General features: G+C 72.8%; 15 protein-coding genes. 6 read left to right on the top strand and 9 right to left on the bottom strand.

Features of this window, described 5'->3' with window-relative positions; translation table 11 throughout:
- Positions 1-104: 104 nt before the first annotated feature.
- The 3 genes from ACFXPK_RS09640 to ACFXPK_RS09630 all read right to left on the bottom strand — a co-directional run bounded on the left by ACFXPK_RS09640 (position 105) and on the right by ACFXPK_RS09630 (position 3965).
- Positions 105-2243 (bottom strand): ATP-binding protein, encoded by a 2139-nt coding sequence (locus ACFXPK_RS09640; protein WP_385073464.1) that lies wholly within the window; start codon positions 2241-2243, stop codon positions 105-107.
- A gap of 4 nt (positions 2244-2247) precedes the next feature.
- Complete coding sequence (locus tag ACFXPK_RS09635) at positions 2248-2967, bottom strand: DUF4255 domain-containing protein (protein ID WP_385073461.1); 720 nt, start codon at positions 2965-2967, stop codon at positions 2248-2250.
- 359 nt (positions 2968-3326) lie between these two features.
- Positions 3327-3965 carry a LuxR C-terminal-related transcriptional regulator gene (locus ACFXPK_RS09630; RefSeq protein WP_385002154.1) on the bottom strand — a complete coding sequence of 213 codons (639 nt, stop codon included), beginning with the start codon at positions 3963-3965 and terminating at the stop codon, positions 3327-3329.
- Between the two features lie 211 nt (positions 3966-4176).
- Here ACFXPK_RS09630 and ACFXPK_RS09625 point away from each other — a divergent pair, with 211 nt between their 5' ends.
- On the top strand, positions 4177-7119 hold the full coding sequence (locus tag ACFXPK_RS09625) for a LuxR C-terminal-related transcriptional regulator (protein WP_385073458.1): 2943 nt from the start codon (positions 4177-4179) through the stop codon (positions 7117-7119).
- A gap of 36 nt (positions 7120-7155) precedes the next feature.
- Here the strand turns inward: ACFXPK_RS09625 and ACFXPK_RS09620 are convergent, their stop codons facing one another.
- The 4 genes from ACFXPK_RS09620 to ACFXPK_RS09605 form a co-directional block, all read right to left on the bottom strand.
- Entirely contained in the window at positions 7156-8160 is a 1005-nt protein-coding gene (locus ACFXPK_RS09620) for a hypothetical protein (protein WP_385073456.1), read from the bottom strand.
- Positions 8157-8747 (bottom strand): PadR family transcriptional regulator, encoded by a 591-nt coding sequence (locus ACFXPK_RS09615; RefSeq protein WP_385073453.1) that lies wholly within the window; start codon positions 8745-8747, stop codon positions 8157-8159. Before ACFXPK_RS09615 ends, ACFXPK_RS09620 begins: the two co-directional genes overlap by 4 nt.
- A 125-nt stretch (positions 8748-8872) precedes the next feature.
- Complete coding sequence (locus tag ACFXPK_RS09610; protein ID WP_385073449.1) at positions 8873-9565, bottom strand: hypothetical protein; 693 nt, start codon at positions 9563-9565, stop codon at positions 8873-8875.
- A gap of 251 nt (positions 9566-9816) precedes the next feature.
- Positions 9817-11052, bottom strand: coding sequence for an ROK family protein (locus tag ACFXPK_RS09605; protein WP_385073446.1), 1236 nt, complete (start codon positions 11050-11052; stop codon positions 9817-9819).
- A gap of 189 nt (positions 11053-11241) precedes the next feature.
- On the opposite strand from ACFXPK_RS09605, the gene ACFXPK_RS09600 reads away from it, so the two are divergent.
- Genes ACFXPK_RS09600 through ACFXPK_RS09585 form a run of 4 tightly spaced genes read left to right on the top strand, consistent with a single transcriptional unit; the run spans position 11242 to position 15907 of the window.
- Entirely contained in the window at positions 11242-12252 is a 1011-nt protein-coding gene (locus tag ACFXPK_RS09600; protein ID WP_385073443.1) for a carbohydrate ABC transporter permease, read from the top strand.
- Positions 12252-13247, top strand: coding sequence for a carbohydrate ABC transporter permease (locus ACFXPK_RS09595; protein WP_385002175.1), 996 nt, complete (start codon positions 12252-12254; stop codon positions 13245-13247). Before ACFXPK_RS09600 ends, ACFXPK_RS09595 begins: the two co-directional genes overlap by 1 nt.
- Before the next feature lie 26 nt (positions 13248-13273).
- Positions 13274-14656: an extracellular solute-binding protein gene (locus tag ACFXPK_RS09590; protein ID WP_385002178.1), complete on the top strand. Its 1383-nt coding sequence runs from the start codon at positions 13274-13276 to the stop codon at positions 14654-14656.
- A gap of 51 nt (positions 14657-14707) precedes the next feature.
- Positions 14708-15907, top strand: a complete 1200-nt coding sequence (locus ACFXPK_RS09585; RefSeq protein ID WP_385002181.1) for a Gfo/Idh/MocA family protein — start codon at positions 14708-14710, stop codon at positions 15905-15907.
- Between the two features lie 105 nt (positions 15908-16012).
- Here the strand turns inward: ACFXPK_RS09585 and ACFXPK_RS09580 are convergent, their stop codons facing one another.
- Positions 16013-16420, bottom strand: coding sequence for a RidA family protein (locus ACFXPK_RS09580; protein WP_385002184.1), 408 nt, complete (start codon positions 16418-16420; stop codon positions 16013-16015).
- Positions 16421-16551: 131 nt separating this feature from the next.
- On the opposite strand from ACFXPK_RS09580, the gene ACFXPK_RS09575 reads away from it, so the two are divergent.
- Positions 16552-16953, top strand: a complete 402-nt coding sequence (locus ACFXPK_RS09575; RefSeq protein WP_385073437.1) for a winged helix-turn-helix transcriptional regulator — start codon at positions 16552-16554, stop codon at positions 16951-16953.
- A gap of 137 nt (positions 16954-17090) precedes the next feature.
- On the opposite strand, the gene ACFXPK_RS09570 is transcribed toward ACFXPK_RS09575, so the two are convergent.
- Positions 17091-17339: a hypothetical protein gene (locus ACFXPK_RS09570; RefSeq protein ID WP_385002191.1), complete on the bottom strand. Its 249-nt coding sequence runs from the start codon at positions 17337-17339 to the stop codon at positions 17091-17093.
- Positions 17340-17429: the final 90 nt, after the last annotated feature.

Below are 17429 nucleotides of genomic sequence, written 5' to 3'. Positions count from 1 at the left end.
CTCGCTTTGCACCACTCAATTCATCTCTCCCCCCCTCACCCCCCACTTTACCCCCCCCCCCCCCCCCACGCTGTCCCTACTCCCACCCTGGCCCCGCTCGTCCGCTACCAGTCCAGCTCGTCCAGGACCAGCCGGCCCGCCTTGCGGTACTCGCGCTGCGCGCCCGCCAGCAGATCGGCGTTGTTCACCGGCTCGCCCCGCCCGGCCGCCGCGTACGCGGCCGTGACGACGGCGCTGCGGATCGAACCGCCCGCCAGCTCGAAGTCCCTGGCGCACGCCGACGGATCGATGTCGTCGACGCACGGCACGTGCACGAGGCTGTGGCGCCAGAGCGCGAGCCGCTGGGGCTGGTCCGGGAACGGGAAGTCGATGACCAGGTCCAGCCGGCGCGTGAACGCCTCGTCGATGTTGCCCCGCAGGTTGGTCGTCAGCAGCGCGATCCCGTCGAACGACTCCAGCCGCTGGAGCAGATACGCGCTCTCCATGTTGGCGTAGCGGTCGTGGGCGTCCTTCACCTCCGAGCGCTTGCCGAAGACGGCGTCGGCCTCGTCGAAGAGCAGCACGGCGTCCGTGCGGTCGGCCTCGGTGAAGATCCGTTCCAGGTTCTTCTCCGTCTCGCCGACGTACTTGTCCACGATCGACGAGAGCTGCACGACGTAGAGGTCCAGCCCCAGTTCGGCGGCGACCACCTCGGCGGAGAGCGTCTTGCCCGTACCGGACCCGCCCGCGAAGAGTCCCAGCACGCCCCGTCCGCGCCCGCCGCCCGCGCTGAGCCGCCAGTCGCCGAGGACCCGGTCGCGGTTGCGGGACCGTACGGCCAGTTCGTGCAGTTGCGCCAGCGGCTTCTCCGGGAGGACGAGGTCGTCCCAGGTGACATCGGGCCGGATCCGCCGGGAGTGCTGCTCCAGGCCGGACGCGGACTGCTGGCGGGCGGCGAGCCGTACGTGCGCCGCCGACAGCGGCGTACCGTCGAAGGCCGCGAGGTCCAGCGCCGCGCGGGCCGCGCGGTTGATCCCCTCGTGTCCGAGGCGGTACGCGGCCACCACCGGCGTCAGGTCGAAGCCCAGCTCCGCCCCGCCGCCGGTCTCCGAGGGGCCGCCCAGCGCCGCCGTCCACGCCTCCAGGTTGCCCGCCCGCTGCCGGGGCGCGTCCAGCACCAGCGGCTCGCCGCCCGGCGCCCCGATGTCGCACCAGTGCGGGTCGTACGGGCGGGTCCCCGCCAGCAGCACCGTCACATCACCGGCCGACAGCGCCCGGATCAGCTCCTGCGGCCGCTCCGGCAGCGAGGTGACCACGACGGCCCGGCCGGACAGCCGCGCCTCGCGCAGCACCTCGGCGTACGGGACGTCCTGCCTCGCCGGGTGGTGCTCGCCGTGCGGGCGCTCGCCCTGCGGCCGTTCCCCGGCCCCGGGCGTCAGGTGCAGCGCGCCGATCCCGGCCGCGCCCAGGGCGGCGGTGGCGCAGCTCAGCCCGTCGCCGTCGCGGTGTTCGCGCAGATAGACCGTGCAGGGGCCGGCCGCGAGCCGCGCGGCCAGCAGCGGGACCAGCGCGTCGCTCCCGGGGGCGGCGGCGACGGTCTCCGGGCCGGTGTACGGGAGCGGCCTGACCGTTCCGTCCAGCGCGGCGTCCGGGGTGTCGTCGCCCAGCAGATGGGCCACCACCCGCTCGGGCACGCGCAGGGCGCGGCCGAGGAAGGGCCGCTCGGGCTCCTCCACGACGACCAGGCCCAGCCTGACCAGGGGCGCCGAGGCGTGGAACCGGGCCCGTCCCACGGCGGTGTGCGCGGGCACGCCGGACAGGTCGAGCGCGAGCCCGGTGGTCGCCCGGCGGCGGCTGACGTCGTCGTTGAGATAGCCGTACAGCGCCTCGAAGGTCCGGTCGAGGTCGGGCGCGAGGGCGATCAGCAGGATCCCGGTGTCGAGTTCGCTGAGGCGCAGCCGCCGGGCGAGTCCCTGGAGCCGGTCCGCCGCGCCGGACACGTCCACCGCGCCTGCCGCGTCCGTCCCGTCCGCCCCGTGTACGGCACAGGACGCCTCCACGGCGTCCGTCGCGAAGGCGGGGTCCGTCGGGTCCGCCGGCGCCGGGGGCAGGGAGAGCAGCCGCCAGATCGCGTCCTCCGGCAGATAGAGACCCCGCATGGGGTCCCCGGCCGTCGGGTCGTCGGCGCTGCGGTGCTCGACCAGCCGCGCCACGCGCTCGCGCAGCACGGTGAGCCGTGCGAGCAGCGGGGTTGCCTCGTTCACTTCGTCATTCCTTCGTGCCGGGGCCCGTGCCCGCGCTCTTGCCGGCCGTCCTGCCCTTGCCCATGCCCATACCGGAGCCCATGCCCTTGCCCTTGCCCTTGGCCAGGTGGCGGGGCATGTGGAACCGCTCGCGGCTGTCCTCCAGCGAGCCGTCCACGGCCCGGACCCGTACGCCCGCGCCCTCGGTGACCGGCGGGCCGACGGCGTACTCCGGGAAGGACGGGAAGGGCGCGGTGATCACCACGTCGAGCGAGGGCTTGAGTTCCCCGCCGAGCGCCGACCAGATGTCGGCGAGCGAGCGCGCCTCGGTGTGCAGGCCCGCGACGGAGACGGGGATGGTGAGCCCCAGCTCGGCCAGCGAGCCGGTCAGTTCGTGCGGCGGAAGGAGTTCGCGGGGCAGCAGCGTGGACAGGACGGCCGAGAGCAGCCGGTGTTCGTCCTGCGGACGCTTGGTCCAGGCGGTGACGAGGTACGCCAGCCGGAACCAGCGCGGCGCCTCGCGCCGCTTGAGGACGATGCCCCGGTCGTCGCGTACGGAGGCGGCGCCGCGCTCGCGCCGCCGGGTGTCCTCACGGATGTCGTAGAGGTACGCGTCGATGATCGGGGCGTTCTGGCGGGCCGCCCAGTCGCGGGTCGGGGCGTCGAAGGCGACCTCGACGCCGGACCCGGCGAGGGCGCCACTGGTCAGCAGGCGCTTGAGGACATCGTCCACCTCGTGGATCACGGTCGCAGCCCTTCACATCGGCATCGTCGCCGGCCGGTCACCCGGGGGTGACGGTCCGGCTCGTGGGTGACCGGTCGGTCACCGGGGGTCCGGCACTGGTGGGGAGCCGGGCGGTCAGGGGGCGCCCGAGGCCCCTGGGCCCGTGGGGCCGGGCACGCGGGGCGGCCGGTCACGGGCGCGGGCCCGCGGCGAAGTCCGGTACACGCTCGGTCCCGTCTCCCCCTTCGGCGCGCCGGTGTGACAGCACGACACACCTCAGGTGATCGTGGACCGTGGGGCATCCGCTCCACGAGGCACGGGCGGGACGATCAAGGGGCAGGCTCCTCTGCCCCCGAGAACCTTGACTCAGGTCGCATCCATCAGATGTAGCCTTCCCGCAAGGCATAGGCCACGGCATGGGCGCGGTTCCGGAGTTGCAAACGGGTCGTCAAACCGTGCATGACATTTTTGACGGTGCGTTCGGAGTACGACAGTTTGCTGGCAATCTCCCCGGTATCCATCCCCTCGGCCACCAGCCGCAGGACGTCCACCTCGCGCGGTGACAGCCCCGACGCGGGGGCGCCCGGCACGTTCGTGGTGCCCCGCTGCAAGGTGCCGACCTGGGCGATCAGCCGTCCCAGCAGGTCGGACGGCAGATCCCCGTCGCCGCGGGAGGCCGCCAGGACCGCCTGGAGGAGGCGCTGGCCGGTGGCCTCGCGCCGCCAGACGATGGCGCCGACACCGCACTCGATCACCTGGAGGAGTTCCGCCTCGCGGATCACGCTGGTGACGAGGACGGCCCGGGTGCCGTCCGCCCTGATCAGCCGCCTCAGCCGGGACAGGGTGGGCTCGTCCAGCGCTTCCGCGAGCAGGACCGCGACCGTTCCCGGCCGACCGGCGGCCTCCTCGACCAGCTCTATCTCCGGCTGCCTGCGGAGTTGGCTGGCGGCTCCGGCGAGGGACAGCGGGTCCGATGCGTGGACCTCGACCGGGATTCTGGCCGGGGTACGGAGAACCATTCCCTTACGTCCTTGCGTTAGCGGAACAATCTCTTCCCACCGTCCCTCTGTCAGTGCGGGGGCCGCAACCGTGGCCCACCACGAGACCGACCACGAGATCGGCGGGAGGTTATCCATGACCGCGGCATCGAACGCGTATCGGGGCGCCGGTCCGGGCGCCTGTCCGGACCACGCCACCACCCCGTTCCCGAGGACACCCCCACCCCCACTCATGCGCCCACCTCTGCATTCTTCCCTCTCCGCCCTTCCCGCGCTGCTGGAACGCGAAGCCGCGCTCGATCTGCTCGCCCTCGAAGCGCGGCGCGCGCTGGACGGTTCCGGCCGGCTGGTCGTGTTCCGGGGGCCCACCGGTACGGGGCGCAGCGCGCTGCTCGAAGCCGCCGCGGATCTGGGCGGGCAGCTCGGCATGCGGGTGCTGCGGGCGCACGCCTCCGCCGACGGGGGCGGCGGCCCGTTCGCCCTCGTCCGGCAACTCCTCTGCCCCTCGGGCGACTTCGGCCCCGAGGACGGCTCCCCCTGGCCCGTGTCCTCCGCCCGGCTGTGGCAGCGGCTGCACGCGTACGCGGCCGAACAGCCGCTGCTGGTCGCCGTGGACGACGTCCACCTCGCCGACCAGTCCTCCCGGCGCTGGCTGACCGAGGGCGCCCGCAGGATGGCCGGACTGCGGGTGCTGATGGTGGTGACCGAACGCGGCCAGTACGACGTCGCGCCGCCCTCACCGGGGCTCGCGCACGCCCTGCCGCCCGCCGTGGTCGGCTCGCACGCCCTGGCGCCGCTGAGCCGGGCCGCCGCCGAGACCCTGATACGCGGCGGCGCGGACGCGCCGCCCGTCTCCGACGAGTGGGTGGAGGGATGCGTACGGGCGGGCGCGGGCAACCCCCTGCTGCTGCGCGCCCTCCTGGACGACCTGCGCGCGGTCTTCCCCGACGCCGATGCCGGCGAACGCGGCACCGGGCACGGCGTACGGCTGCCGACGAGCTGCGCGGAGCTGTACCCGGGGGCGTTCGTGGCGGCCGTCTCGTGGTGGCTGGAGAGCGCGGGCTCCGGTACGGCGACGGTCGCCAGGACGCTCGCGGAACTGGAGGACGCGCACCCCGACACCCACGCGTCCGAGGAGCCACGCGCGCGGGGCGGCCGGACGCCCGCCCCCTCTCCGGCCGCCCCCTCTCCGGCCGCCGCCCCCTCTGCCCTCGCCCCCCAGGAGGACGACCTCGGCAGCCTCCTGGCCGAGGTGACCTGGGCCGACCCCTCCCGGGTCGCCGGCTGGCTCACCGCCATGGTCCGGCTCGGCGTGCTGCGCCGCGACCCCGTCCACGGCGGCCCGCGCTTCGCCCACCCGCTGCTGCGCGAGGCCGTCCTGGACGGCTGGCCGCGCGCGCACCGCCAGGCCGTGCACCGGCGCGCCGCCGAGCTGCGCCGCCGCCGGGGCGACCGGGTCAGGGCGGTGGCCGCGCATCTGCTGCGCACACCCCCGGACGGCTCGGCATGGGTGCCGCAGACCCTGCTGGACGCCGCGTCCGTCGCCGTCAGGGAGGGCCGGACCGGCGAGGCGGTCGCCTGTCTGCGCCGCGCCCTCGACGAACCGCTGCCGCGCGAACGCAGGGCCGCGGTCCTGGCCGAACTCGGCGCCCTGGAGTTCGCCACCGTACGGTCGGCGGGGATATCCCGGCTCGCCGAGGCGCTGCGCCTCCAGGAGCGGCCCAGGGAACGGGTGATGACCGCGGTCACGCTGGGCACGGCGCTGGCCCACCGGGGCGAGCCGCGCGCCGCCTTCGACGTCCTGGTGGGCCTCGGCCCGCTGGACGACGAGCCGGTGCTGGCCCGTACCGTCCAGAGCGCGTCCGCGCTCCTCGCCGACCACGACCCGGAGATACGGCGCGAGGTCTACGCCCGGCTGCGCGAGACCGCGGCGCGCTTCCCGGAACGGATGAGTCCGGCCGTGCGGACCCTGCTCATCCGGTACGAGGCGACGGCCGGGCTGATCTCCGCCGACTGGGCCTCCCGGCAGATCCGGCGGCTGCTGACGGCCCCTGAGGACCCGCTGCTGGTGCCGTACCTGCTGGGTACGGCCGCCGCCGTGGCCCAGTGGGCGGACGCGTCGGACGACGCGGAACGTCTGATCAGGGCCGGGCTGACGGAGCACAGACTGTCGTCGCTGCACCCGGCCCACGGCTCCCTGCTGAACGTACGGCTGGACGGCGCCGCCGCGCGCGGCCAGTACGCCCGGGTGCTGGAGGAGACGGCCGGCGCGGCCCCGCCGCCGGAGGACACCCCGCGCGCCGGGCCCAGCAACTTCCTGGCCCACCGGGTGCTGGCGCTCGTCGAGTTCGGCCGTACGGCGGAGGCCGCGCGGCTGGTCGAGGGCGTCGACGTCAGCGAGGCCCATGACAGTTGGGAACTCAACCGCTTCCTGTACGCGCGCGGCGTGCTGCGCGCCGCAGGCGGCGACCCGGCGGGCGCGCTGGCCGACTTCCTGGAGTGCGGCAGACGCCAGCACGGCCGGGAGGTGGAGAGCCCGATCGTCACCCCGTGGCGCACGGCCGCCGCCGAGTGCCATCTCGCGCTGGGGCAGCCGCAGGAGGCGCTGGACCTCGCCGAGGCGGAACACCGGTACGCGACCGTGTGGAACACCCCGCGCGTACGGGGCAGGACGCTGCGCGTCCTGGGCGCGGCCACCGGCGGCAGGCACGGTCTGGAACTCACCGGCGAGGCCGTCGACACCCTGCGCAACACCCCGCTGGACACGGAGCTCGTCCACGCCCTCGTCGCCCACGGCCGCCAGCTCACCGCGGCGGGCCGCCCCGGGCGGGCCCGCCCGCTGCTCCGCGAGGCGGCGGCGACGGCCGAACGCCTCATGGTGCCGCGCCTGATGGCCTCCGCCGAGGCGGCGCTCCAGGCCAGCGGCGCCCGCCGCAGGAACGCCCCGCTCACCGGCACGCGCTCCCTCACCGCGAGCGAACGGCGGATAGCGGCGCTGGCGGCGGACGGCAGCACCAACGCGGAGATCTCCGAACTGCTGCACCTGGCCAAGCGCACCGTGGAGACCCATCTGACCAGTACGTACCGGAAGCTCGGCATCCGCAGAAGGGCGGACCTGAAGAACGCGCTGGCCCCGTTGCCCCCCTTGCCCCCGCAGCCCACGGAGACCCGGTAGCCCCCGGACGTACCGGGCCCGCCGGCCCCCCGACCGTTACGACCGGTCGGCGGCCACGCCGAAACGGTCGACGAGCACCTTCAGGATGTCGAACGCGGGCTTGGGCGCGTAGTCGTCGGTGGTGAGCCCGAAGCGGTGGAAGAGGCCCGGCTCCGCGCTGTCGGCGTCGCGCAGCGCGAAGTGCGTGTACCCGCTGAGCCGCAGGCGCTTCGCCTCCGCGGCGACGACCCGGACGACGGTCCCGACAACATCGGACTGCCGGAAGGGGGGACGGCCGGGCCCGGTGGGCCAGCCGTGCTCGGTGATGTGCAGCGGTAAGTGGCCGAGCCCCGCCGGGGTCAGCACGGCGTCCCGGTGGTGGCGCAGCAACCCCTCGACGGCACCGGCCAGTTCGGACAGGGCGACCGGCTGGAAGACGTCGGGGAAGAAGTCCAGGCCCACATAGTCCAGATCGTCGCGGAAACCCTCCCCGCCCCGGCAGGTCAGCTCGCCGACGAAGGAGGCGGCGGGACCGAAGAGCGGCGTGGTGTTGAAGCCCACCCGCAGCCGGGTGAGGCCGAGTTCACGGGCCCGCGCCTTGGCCGCGGACACACCCCTGACGATCGCCTCGCGCACCTGTGGGCAGGCGCCGTCCAGGGTCGGGACCGAGGTGACGTTGGGCTCCTCGGTCACTTGCAGGGTGCCGGTGACCTCGCCGTACTGCTCGACCAGTTCGCGCAGGAACGCGCAGTAGCCGTCGACGTCCCCGGCGGCCGACCGGTACTGCGCCACCAGATCCAGGCTGCGCCCGCGTACGGCGTACCGGCGCGCCCCGGTCGGCGTCGCGGTCGCGTGCGGGGCGCCGAGCCGGGTGGTGTCGTCGAACGCCGTGTAGGCCCGTACGAGGAAGGGGCGTCCCGGCGGGCCCTGGAGCCGGTCGAGCGCGCCCAGGATCCGCTCCGGATCGTCGGGCGGCCCCGCGGCCAGGCCCCCTGCGTCGTCCCCGGCGACGGAACCCGGGTAGATCCCGAAGAGCAGACCGTCCTGTGCGGTGGGCGTCACGTGTTCGCTTCCTCTCGGTTTTCCGGCCAGTTCAGCGCGCCGGTACGGATGTCGTCGACGGTCGCGGCGATCCAGTCCAGCTCTGCACGGGCCAGGCACAAGGCGTACCCGGCCTCGATGACATGCAGACGGGGCACCCCGGCCGCCAGTGCCTGCGCGAGCCGCGCCTCGTCGGCGGCGATCCGCTCGCCGAGGCGCCTGCCCCGCTCGGTCAGTGCCGCCACCGCGCCGTCCGGCCCCAGAGCACCGAGGTACGTCACCGCGCCGAGGAACCGGGAGAACTCCCGTTCCGGGTCGCGGATCCCGGAGTCCAGCCGCCGGACGAGTTCCTCACCACCGGCCGGGGTGAGCGCGTACACGGTGCGCTCGGGCCGGTTCCCCGCCCGCTCCCGCCCCTGCTCGGCCACCCATCCCGCCCCGACCAGGGCGGCGACGGTGTTGTAGAGGGTGCCGCGGGTGAGGGCGGCCGCGTGGTTGTCGCTGCGCTCGCGCAACTCGGTGAGGATCCGGTGCGGGTGGGCGGGCCGCTCCAGCAGGAGGCCCAGTACGGCGAGGACGATCGGGTTGTCGAGAGCGCGGCGCGGCATGGTCGAAATCTATCAGTCCAAATAGACTGTTCATAGCTGCGTGCGCCGTCCGGGCCGCGCGCGTGAGCGGGTCGGGGCTCCGGGTCGGGCGGGCCGGCGTCCGCGTGAAGGAGGCGGGCCGGGCCTCAGGCCCCGGTGGCCGTCCGGTCCTCGTCGCGGTGCCACCGCAGACCGGCGACGGTGACCGGAACCGCCGTCAGGATCCAGAGGACCACGGCCGCCGCCACCGCGGTCCAGGCGTCCCAGACACCACCGGCGACGTACGCCACGACGAGTGACAGGACCACCACGGCCGCGGTCTTCCCGAGGCCGAACGGCACCCGGGGCCAGAAGGGGCGGCCGGCCGCGCGGCGGCGGGCCCTGCGGGCGCTGCCGAACGCGGCGACGAACGCCAGGGCCGCCGTCCAGACCGCGGCCAGCGTCAGCCCGACGAACATGGTGGCCCTCTCGTCGGGCAGTCCTGGCAAGGTCTCGCCGACGCCGTCATGGCGTACGGAGACCTGGACGTTCCGCCAGGTGGTGACGGTCATCCCGTCGCCCGGTCCGACGCGTTCGGCCAGTTCCCCGTGCATGTCGAGGTCCATCGGCCGGTCGGCGGGGGCCGGAACGGGGTCCGCCAGCCGTACCCGGAACACCGTCGCCCTGCCGCTCTTGGCCGTCTCGGCGGAGAGCACCGTCCCCCGGATGGTGCGCAGACAGTCCACGGCCCCCCGCGCGACCTCCTCGGCGGTGCACGGCCCCGCGCCCAGGAACGCCTCCTCGTCCGCGACCCGCTCGGGCACCGGCCGCCCCAACGCCGCGGCGAGCGCCAGCAGCACCACTCCGAGCAGAACCCACCCCGCGGCCCACCACGCCCCTTCGCGAAGGGAGGCCCCCGCCCGCCCGACCGCCCCCGGCGTTCCTGGCGTTCCTGGCGTTCCCGGTGTTCCTGGCGTCCGTACCGTCATCCCCGTACCCCCTTCGTCCCCGGGAGCATTGAGCCACACCCCAACGACCGGGCAACAGGCCGGAGTACGGCAGCCCCGGACCGCCGTCCCGCTGCCGGAGCCCGGCAACGGCACGGGACCCCTCAGGGCTTCGCCCCGCCCAGGACCAGCGTCTTGATCGCCAGGACCGCCGCGCCCCTGGCCCAGTCGTTGAAGTCGGAGATCTTGGTCTCCAGGGCGACCGGTTCCGCGAGCGGGTGGCGGTTGGCGGCGATCGCCGCGTGGATCGCCGGTTCCGCCACCGTCACCAGGCCCACGCCCTCCCCCGCGAGCAGGATCTTCTGCGGCATGGCGAAGTTGGCGATCTGCGCCACCACCGTGCCCAGCGCGCGGGCCGCCTCGCCGATCACACGGGCCGCCGGGGGGTCGCCGGTCGCGGCGAGGGCGAGGATCTCGTCGTACGTGTGGTTCCGGCCGGTCGCCGCCGAGACCTGGTAGCGGATGCTCGGGATGGAGAGCAGCGAGACGGCGCTGCCCCGGTCGCCGTCCGGGGTGAGGGGGCCCTGCGGGTCGATGATCCAGCGGCGGCCGATGCCCCGGCCGTCGTCGCCGGAGCGGACCAGTTGGCCGCCGATGACCAGGCCGTACCCGACCCCGGCGCCGATGGTGAGGACGACGAAGCGGTCGAGACCGCGGCCGGCGCCGAACCACGCCTCGGACTCGACCAGCGCGGCCACGTCGTTCTCGACCACGACGGGCAGCCCCGCGCGGTGTTCCAGGAGGTCGGCGAAGGGGGCGCCCTCCCAGCCGAGGAAGGGCGAGGTGACCGCGCGCCCAGGGCCGACGACATGGCCGCCGAGACCCACGCCGATCCCGGCGAGACGCGGGAAGGCGGCGGCGAAGTCGCCGGTCATCGCGTGCAGGAGGTCGGCGACATCGGCCGGCTCCCGGGTACGGAGCGGAAGCGCGCGGGCGGCGACGACCTCGCTCCTGAGGCTGGTCACGACTCCGTAGGCGGTGTCTTCGGTGATCTTGAAGCCGGCGAAGAAGCGGGAGTCCGCGACGATGTCCAGCGGCTGGGAGGGCCGGCCCTGCCGGATGGCCGGGGGCGGGATCCGCACGGTGGGGGACGGGTCCCTGACGGCCGGCGGCGCCGGGGCCGGGTCCTCCACCAGGAGACCGGACTCGATCAGCGGTTTGGTGAGCCGGGTGAGGCTGCCCGCCGACAGGTTCAGCTTGCGCGCGATCTCGCTGCGCGACACCGGCCCGTGCGTGAGCACCTCGATCGCCACGGCCCGCTCTGCGGGGCTCAGCGGTGCCCAACTCGCCGCAAGCATGCGCGGGTTCCCCTTGTTCCTGTCGCTCCCGGTGGAGTCCATGACGGTGCTCCCGGTTCATCGTAGCCAGGCTCGGCACTCCTATTTTATTTCATCACGGAAGCAAAGCGGCTCCACCTTCAAGGATCAAGGCCCCCTGATCCACATGTGCACACCTCTTGACGTGATGATTATTTCAAGACGAAAGTAACCCCCACCCCAGCGGACGAGTCATGGACAAGGGAGTCTCTGATGACGGTCGCCTCAGACGGCGCACCACCCGGCCCCGCGACATCCGACCCCGCGACATCCGGCCGCACGCTCCGACCGGGATCCGCACGCGGCCGGAGCAAGGGGGGCGACAGGACCGGCGACCACACCGGCGGCGGTGGACACGGGGACGGGCTCCTCGCGGCGGCCTTCATCGCCCCCGCGCTGCTCGGTTTCCTGGTCTTCCTGCTCTGGCCCACCCTGCGCGGCGTCTACCTGAGCTTCACCCGCTACAACCTGCTCACGCCCGCCGAGTGGGCCGGGCTCGACAACTACCGCCGGATGGTCCACGACCCCATCTTCTGGGAGTCCCTGCGCGTCACCGTCGAGTACGTCGTCATCAACATCGGTGTGCAGACGGTCGCCGCCCTCTGCATCGCCGTACTGATGCAGCGGCTGACCAACTCCTCCCTCCTGCGTTCCGTCGTCCTCACCCCGTACCTCGTCTCGAACGTCGTCGCGGGCATCGTCTTCCTCTGGATCCTCGACACGCAGATCGGCATCGGCAACGAGATCCTGGGGGCGCTCGGCTTCGACCACATCGCCTTCCTCGCGAGCGAGGAGTGGGTCGTCCCCAGCATCGCGATGATCAACGTCTGGCGGCATGTGGGCTACACGGCCCTGCTGCTCTTCGCCGGTCTCCAGGCCATCCCCGGCGAGGTGTTCGAGGCCGCGCGGGTGGACGGCGCCGGTGAGCTGCGGATGTTCCGGCAGATCTCGCTGCCGCTGCTGCGGCCGGTGCTCGCGGTCGTCCTGATCATGACGGTCATCGGGTCGTTCCAGGTCTTCGACACCGTGGCGGTGGCCACGACGGGCCCCGGCGGCCCGGCCAACGCCAGCAACGTGCTCCAGCTCTACATCTACGACTCGGCGTTCGGGCGGTTCCAGTTCGGCTACGCGTCCGCCATGTCCGTGGCGCTGCTGGCCGTCCTGAGCGTGATCACGATCATCCAGTACCGGGTCACCCGGGCCGGCGAGACGGACCTCGGCTGATGAGCCCCCGCCCCCGGGCCGACGCGCCCGTACCCGCCGACTCCACGCCCTCCGCGCACTCCGGGTCCGCACCCGCCGCCGTACCCGGGCCCGCCGCCGTTCCCGTACGGCGCGGACGCCCCCGGCTCTCGCCCGGCCGGATCGTGGCCTGGGGGGTGATGGCCGCGATCGTGCTGATCACCCTGTTGCCCTTCTACTGGATCGCGCGGACGGCCCTCTCCTCCAACACCGCGCTCACCACCGACCCGGCCAACCCCCTTCCCGTGGACTTCGGCTGGGGCGGATTCGAGCGGGTCTTCGGACTCCAGAGCACCGAGGAGGCGCTGGCCCAGGGCGGCGCGGGCGGCTCGCTGAACTTCTGGCGCTATCTCCTCAACTCCACCTTCGTCGCGGCACTGGTGACGGTCTGTCAGTTGCTGTTCTCCGCCATGGCCGCGTACGCCTTCGCCCGGCTGCGCTGGCGCGGCAGGAACCAGGTCTTCGGGCTCTTCCTCGCCGGGCTGATGGTGCCCGCCCTCTTCACCCTCCTGCCGAACTTCGTCCTGATCAAACAGCTCGGCCTGGTGGACACGCTCCTCGGGATCGCTCTGCCGACGATGTTCATGACGCCGTTCGCGGTCTTCTTCCTGCGGCAGTTCTTCATGAACCTGCCCCGGGAGCTGGAGGAGGCCGCGCTGCTGGACGGCGCGGGAAAGATACGGATCTTCTTCCGGCTCGCCCTGCCCATGGCATCCGCGCCGATGGCCACCCTGGGCGTCCTCACGTACATCACGGCGTGGAACGACTACTTCTGGCCGCTGATGGTCTCGTACAGCGACAGCTCGCGCGTGCTGACCGTGGCCCTCTCCGTCTTCCGCTCGCAGACCCCGCAGACGGGGACGGACTGGTCCGGGCTGATGGCCGCGACGCTGGTCGCCGCCCTGCCGACGCTCGTGCTCTTCGGTGTCTTCGCCCGGCGGATCGTCAACTCCATCGGCTTCAGCGGGCTCAAGTGACCAGGACAGACAGAGAGGTCGATGCTGTGCGCGGCTCCACGAAACCCTCCCGCCGGTTCCCCCTTCCGCCGGCCGCCCTCGTCGGCGCCGTCTCCCTCGCGCTCCTCGCCACCGGGTGCGGCTCCGGGGCCTCCTCGTCCGCCTCGGAGCCGCCCGGCACCGTCTCGTACTGGCTCTGGGACTCCAACCAGTTGCCCGGGTACCAGGAGTGCGCCAAGGGGTTCGAGCGGGCGAACCCGGGCGTCCGGGTCGACCTCTCCCAGATCGGCTGGAGCAACTACTGGACCAAGCTCACCGCCAGCATGATCGCGGGCACCGAACCGGACGTCTTCACCGACCACATCACCAAGTTCGCGCAGTTCGCCGACCTCGACGTGCTCGCCCCGCTGGACGAACTGCCCGCCACCCGCTCCATCGAGGACTCCGACTACCAGTCCGGCCTCGCCTCCCTCTGGGTCGGCCAGGACGGTCACCGCTACGGCGCGCCCAAGGACTGGGACACCGTCGCGATGTTCTACGACAGGAAGAAGACCGACGCCGCCGGGGTCTCCGCCGACACCATGAACTCCCTCGACTGGAACCCGGTCGACGGCGGCACCTTCGAGAAGACCCTCGCCCGCCTCACCGTCGACACCAAGGGCCGCCGCGGCGACCAGCCCGGCTTCGACAAGAACCACGTCAGGACGTACGGGCTGGCGAGCAACGACGCCGGGATGGCCGACGGCCAGACCCAGTGGAGCGCCTTCACCGGCTCGGCCGGGTGGAAGTACACGGACAAGCCGTGGGGGACCCACTACAACTACGACCAGAAGGCGTTCCAGTCCACCGTCGACTGGTACTTCGGCCTCGCGGAGAAGGGCTATCTCGCCCCCTACGAGGTCTACTCCCAGTCCAACCAGGCCGATGTACAGCTCGGTTCGGGCCGGGCGGCCATCGCGCTGCACGGCTCCTGGATGACCAAGACCATCTACGGCTTCCAGGGCATCGACGCGCGCACCGCCCTCACCCCGGTCGGCCCCACCGGCAAGCGCGCCACCATGCAGAACGGTCTCGCCGACTCCCTCACCCGGCGCGGCGCGAAGAAGCCCGCCGCCCAGAAGTGGGTGGCGTACCTGGCCTCCGACGCCTGCCAGACGGTGATCGGACGACAGGGCGTCGTCTTCCCGGCCACCAAGGCGGGTACGGCGGCGGCGATCGCCGCGTACCGGAAGGAGGGCATCGACGTCACCGCCTTCACCAGGCCGGTCGCGGACGGGACGACGTTCTCGTACCCGATCACCAACTACGCGGCGGACGTGGTGGCCCTCATGCGGCCCGCCATGCAGGACGTGTATGCCAACGGCGCTCCGGTGGGCACGCTCACCACGACCAACCGGCAGATCAACCTCCTCCTCGCTCAGGACGGCTGAGCGCCCGCCCCAGCCTCCGTCAGCGAACCCCACCACAGTGAAAGGTGTGTCATGTCCTTCTCCCTTGGCATCGTCGGCGCCGGCCAGTTCGCCGGGCAGTTCGCGAAGCTCTGGCGCCTCCACCCCGGCGTCGGCGACATCTTCGCGACCGACCTGCTCCCCGAGCGGGCCGAGAAACTGGTCGCCGACCACGACCTCGCCGGCACCCTGCCGTCCTTCGACGCGCTGCTCGCCTCGGACGTGGACGCCGTCGCGGTCTTCACCCAGCGCTGGACGCACGGCCCGCTCGTCGTCCGGGCGCTGCGCGCCGGGAAGCATGTCTACTCGGCGGTGCCGATGGCCGTCTCCGAGGAGGAGATCGCCGCCATCGTCGACGCCGTACGGGAGACCGGTCTCACGTACATGATGGGCGAGACCAGTCAGTACAACCCGGCCACCGTGTACGCCCGTGACCAGGTCGCCGACGGCGCCTTCGGCCGGATCTTCCACGCCGAGGGCGACTACGTCCACGACATGGACCTGGGCTTCTACGACGCGTACCGGTACAGCGGCGGCGAGGGCTGGAAGTCGACCGCCAGCTACCCGCCCCTCCTCTACCCGACGCACTCCGTGGGCGGGGTGCTCGGCGCCTGGCGCACGCACGCGGTGAGCGTGTCCGCGATCGGGGTCAGGGACGAACGGGGGGACGGCGTCTTCGACAAGGACGTCAGCCAGTTCGACAACGACTTCTCCAACGCCACGGCGCTCTTCGAGGTCGCGGGCGGCGGCTCGTTCCGTATCAACGAGTTCCGGCGCGTGGGGTACCCCTCGCACATCCGGGAGTCGCGGTTCCGGTTCTTCGGTACGGAGGGGAGCCTGGAGCAGCTCGCCACCGTCAGCGTGTGGCAGGACAAGAAGGGGGTCACGGACGTCACGGACCACCTCAGGCCGAAGCAGACCCTCTCCCCCGACGACCCGTCGCTCGCCCATGTCCCGCCCACGCTGCGGGACGCCTTCACCTCGGGTTCCGCCCCGGTGCACGACCGGTCGCGGCTGCCGAAGGAGTTCGCCCATGTCTCCAACGGCCACGAGGGGAGCCACCACTTCCTCGCGGACGACTTCGTGACCGCCGTCAGCACGGGCACGCTGCCGCCGGTCAACGCGTGGGTCGCGGCGCGCTACACGCTGCCGGGGATCGTCGCGCACGCGTCGGCGCTGAAGGGCGGGGAACGGCTCCCGATCCCGGACTTCGGGGACGCGCCGCGGTCGTAGGAGCGGCGGGGCGGGCCTCCCGCGTACAGGTGTGTGCGTGTACGTACGCGTACGCACCTGTACGTACATGTACGTGCGGTACGGCCGGCCGTACCGCACGGCCGCTCAGTCGAGGACCGCGGTGGCCTCGACCTCGACCAGATGGCCGGGTACGTCCAGTGCGGCGACGCCCACCAGCGTGCCCGGTGCCATCGGGGTGATCCCCAGTTTCGCCGACGCCCGCGCGACGCCCTCCAGGAACCGGCCCATCTTGTCGGGGGTCCAGTCGACGACGTACACCGTCAGCTTCGCCACGTCGTCGAAGGAGCCCCCGGCCCCGGCCAGGGCTCTGCCGACGTTGAGATAGCACTGCTCGACCTGGGCCGCGAGGTCGCCCTCGCCGACCGTGGTCCCCTCCGCGTCCCAGGCGACCTGCCCGGCGACGAAGACCAGCTTCGAGCCGGTCGCGATCGCCACCTGCCGGTAGACGTCGATCTCCGGCAGTCCCTCGGGGTTCACCAGCGTGATGGCCATGCCGACCGCCTCCTCGTCCCGGCCAAGGTCTCGCGTCCACGAGCGCCCTTGGTCTCTTGTGGTTACTGGGGAACCGTAGGAGAGTCTGGGCTGACATGGAAGAACGCACTTTTCGGTAACGGGGGAACCTGATGGTGACCAAGCAGTTCAGCGGCTCACCGGACGAGGCGGACCTGACCCGCGCGGACTCGCTGGCGCGGGAGATCTTCTCGGACATCGCCAACAAGTGGGCGCTCCTGATCATCGAGGCGCTGGGGGAACGCACCCTGCGCTTCGGCGAGGTGCGCACGGAGGTCGAGGGCATCAGCCACAAGATGCTCACCCAGAACCTGCGCATGATGGAGCGCAACGGCCTCGTCGAGCGGACGGTGCACCCCACCGTGCCGCCGCGCGTCGACTACACCCTCACCGAGCCGGGGCGGGCCCTGCGGGCGACGGTGGACGCGATGTGCGACTGGACCCACCGGTACCTGGGCCATATCGAGGCATCGCGCGGGGAGTTCGCGACCGCGCGCGGCGACGGCGACGCCTGACCGGCCGGGTCCCCTCCCCAGCGCCGTCGCCCGGTCGGCCGACCCGCCGATCCGCCTGGTCAGGCGTCGCCTGCTGCCCGCTGCCCTCGGCCCGCTGCGCTCTGCGCTCTGCGCTCTGCGCTCTGCGCTCTGCGCTCTCAGATGCTCGCCAGCCGGGCCGCGAGCGCGCGCAGCCCGTCCAGCCGGTGTGCGTCGTACGCGAAGGAGAGGCGGTGTCCCTTGCGCGGGATGATCGTCACGCGGGGGCGGGCACCGTCGCTGAACTCCAGCCGGGGCTCCTGCCAGATGTGGTAGCGGTGGGTCCCGGCGAGGCCGAACACCTCCAGCACACTGCCGTCGAAGACGAGCAAGGCGTTGTCGTTCGCTTGCGCTTCGTACCAAAGCATGGACGGGAGGCTAGACGAGCCGCGCCCGGTCCCGACAAGCGGGGTCCGCCCCTCCCGGAAACCCGGGAGGGGCGGACGCGGGGCGGTCAC

Source organism: Streptomyces sp. NPDC059142 (assembly GCF_042755665.1).
Lineage (GTDB): Bacteria > Actinomycetota > Actinomycetes > Streptomycetales > Streptomycetaceae > Streptomyces.
This window is presented reverse-complemented; position numbering and strand designations above follow the sequence as displayed.

What these genes read in the sequence shown, in the direction of transcription:
- ACFXPK_RS09630 (WP_385002154.1), bottom strand. Translation starts at nt 3,965, where the DNA reads ATGGTTCTCCGTACCCCGGCCAGAATCCCGGTCGAGGTCCACGCATCG.
- ACFXPK_RS09625 (WP_385073458.1), top strand. Translation starts at nt 4,177, where the DNA reads ATGCGCCCACCTCTGCATTCTTCCCTCTCCGCCCTTCCCGCGCTGCTG.
- ACFXPK_RS09615 (WP_385073453.1), bottom strand. Translation starts at nt 8,747, where the DNA reads ATGCCGCGCCGCGCTCTCGACAACCCGATCGTCCTCGCCGTACTGGGC.
- ACFXPK_RS09605 (WP_385073446.1), bottom strand. Translation starts at nt 11,052, where the DNA reads ATGGACTCCACCGGGAGCGACAGGAACAAGGGGAACCCGCGCATGCTT.
- ACFXPK_RS09600 (WP_385073443.1), top strand. Translation starts at nt 11,242, where the DNA reads ATGACGGTCGCCTCAGACGGCGCACCACCCGGCCCCGCGACATCCGAC.
- ACFXPK_RS09595 (WP_385002175.1), top strand. Translation starts at nt 12,252, where the DNA reads ATGAGCCCCCGCCCCCGGGCCGACGCGCCCGTACCCGCCGACTCCACG.
- ACFXPK_RS09585 (WP_385002181.1), top strand. Translation starts at nt 14,708, where the DNA reads ATGTCCTTCTCCCTTGGCATCGTCGGCGCCGGCCAGTTCGCCGGGCAG.
- ACFXPK_RS09580 (WP_385002184.1), bottom strand. Translation starts at nt 16,420, where the DNA reads ATGGCCATCACGCTGGTGAACCCCGAGGGACTGCCGGAGATCGACGTC.
- ACFXPK_RS09575 (WP_385073437.1), top strand. Translation starts at nt 16,552, where the DNA reads ATGGTGACCAAGCAGTTCAGCGGCTCACCGGACGAGGCGGACCTGACC.
- ACFXPK_RS09570 (WP_385002191.1), bottom strand. Translation starts at nt 17,339, where the DNA reads ATGCTTTGGTACGAAGCGCAAGCGAACGACAACGCCTTGCTCGTCTTC.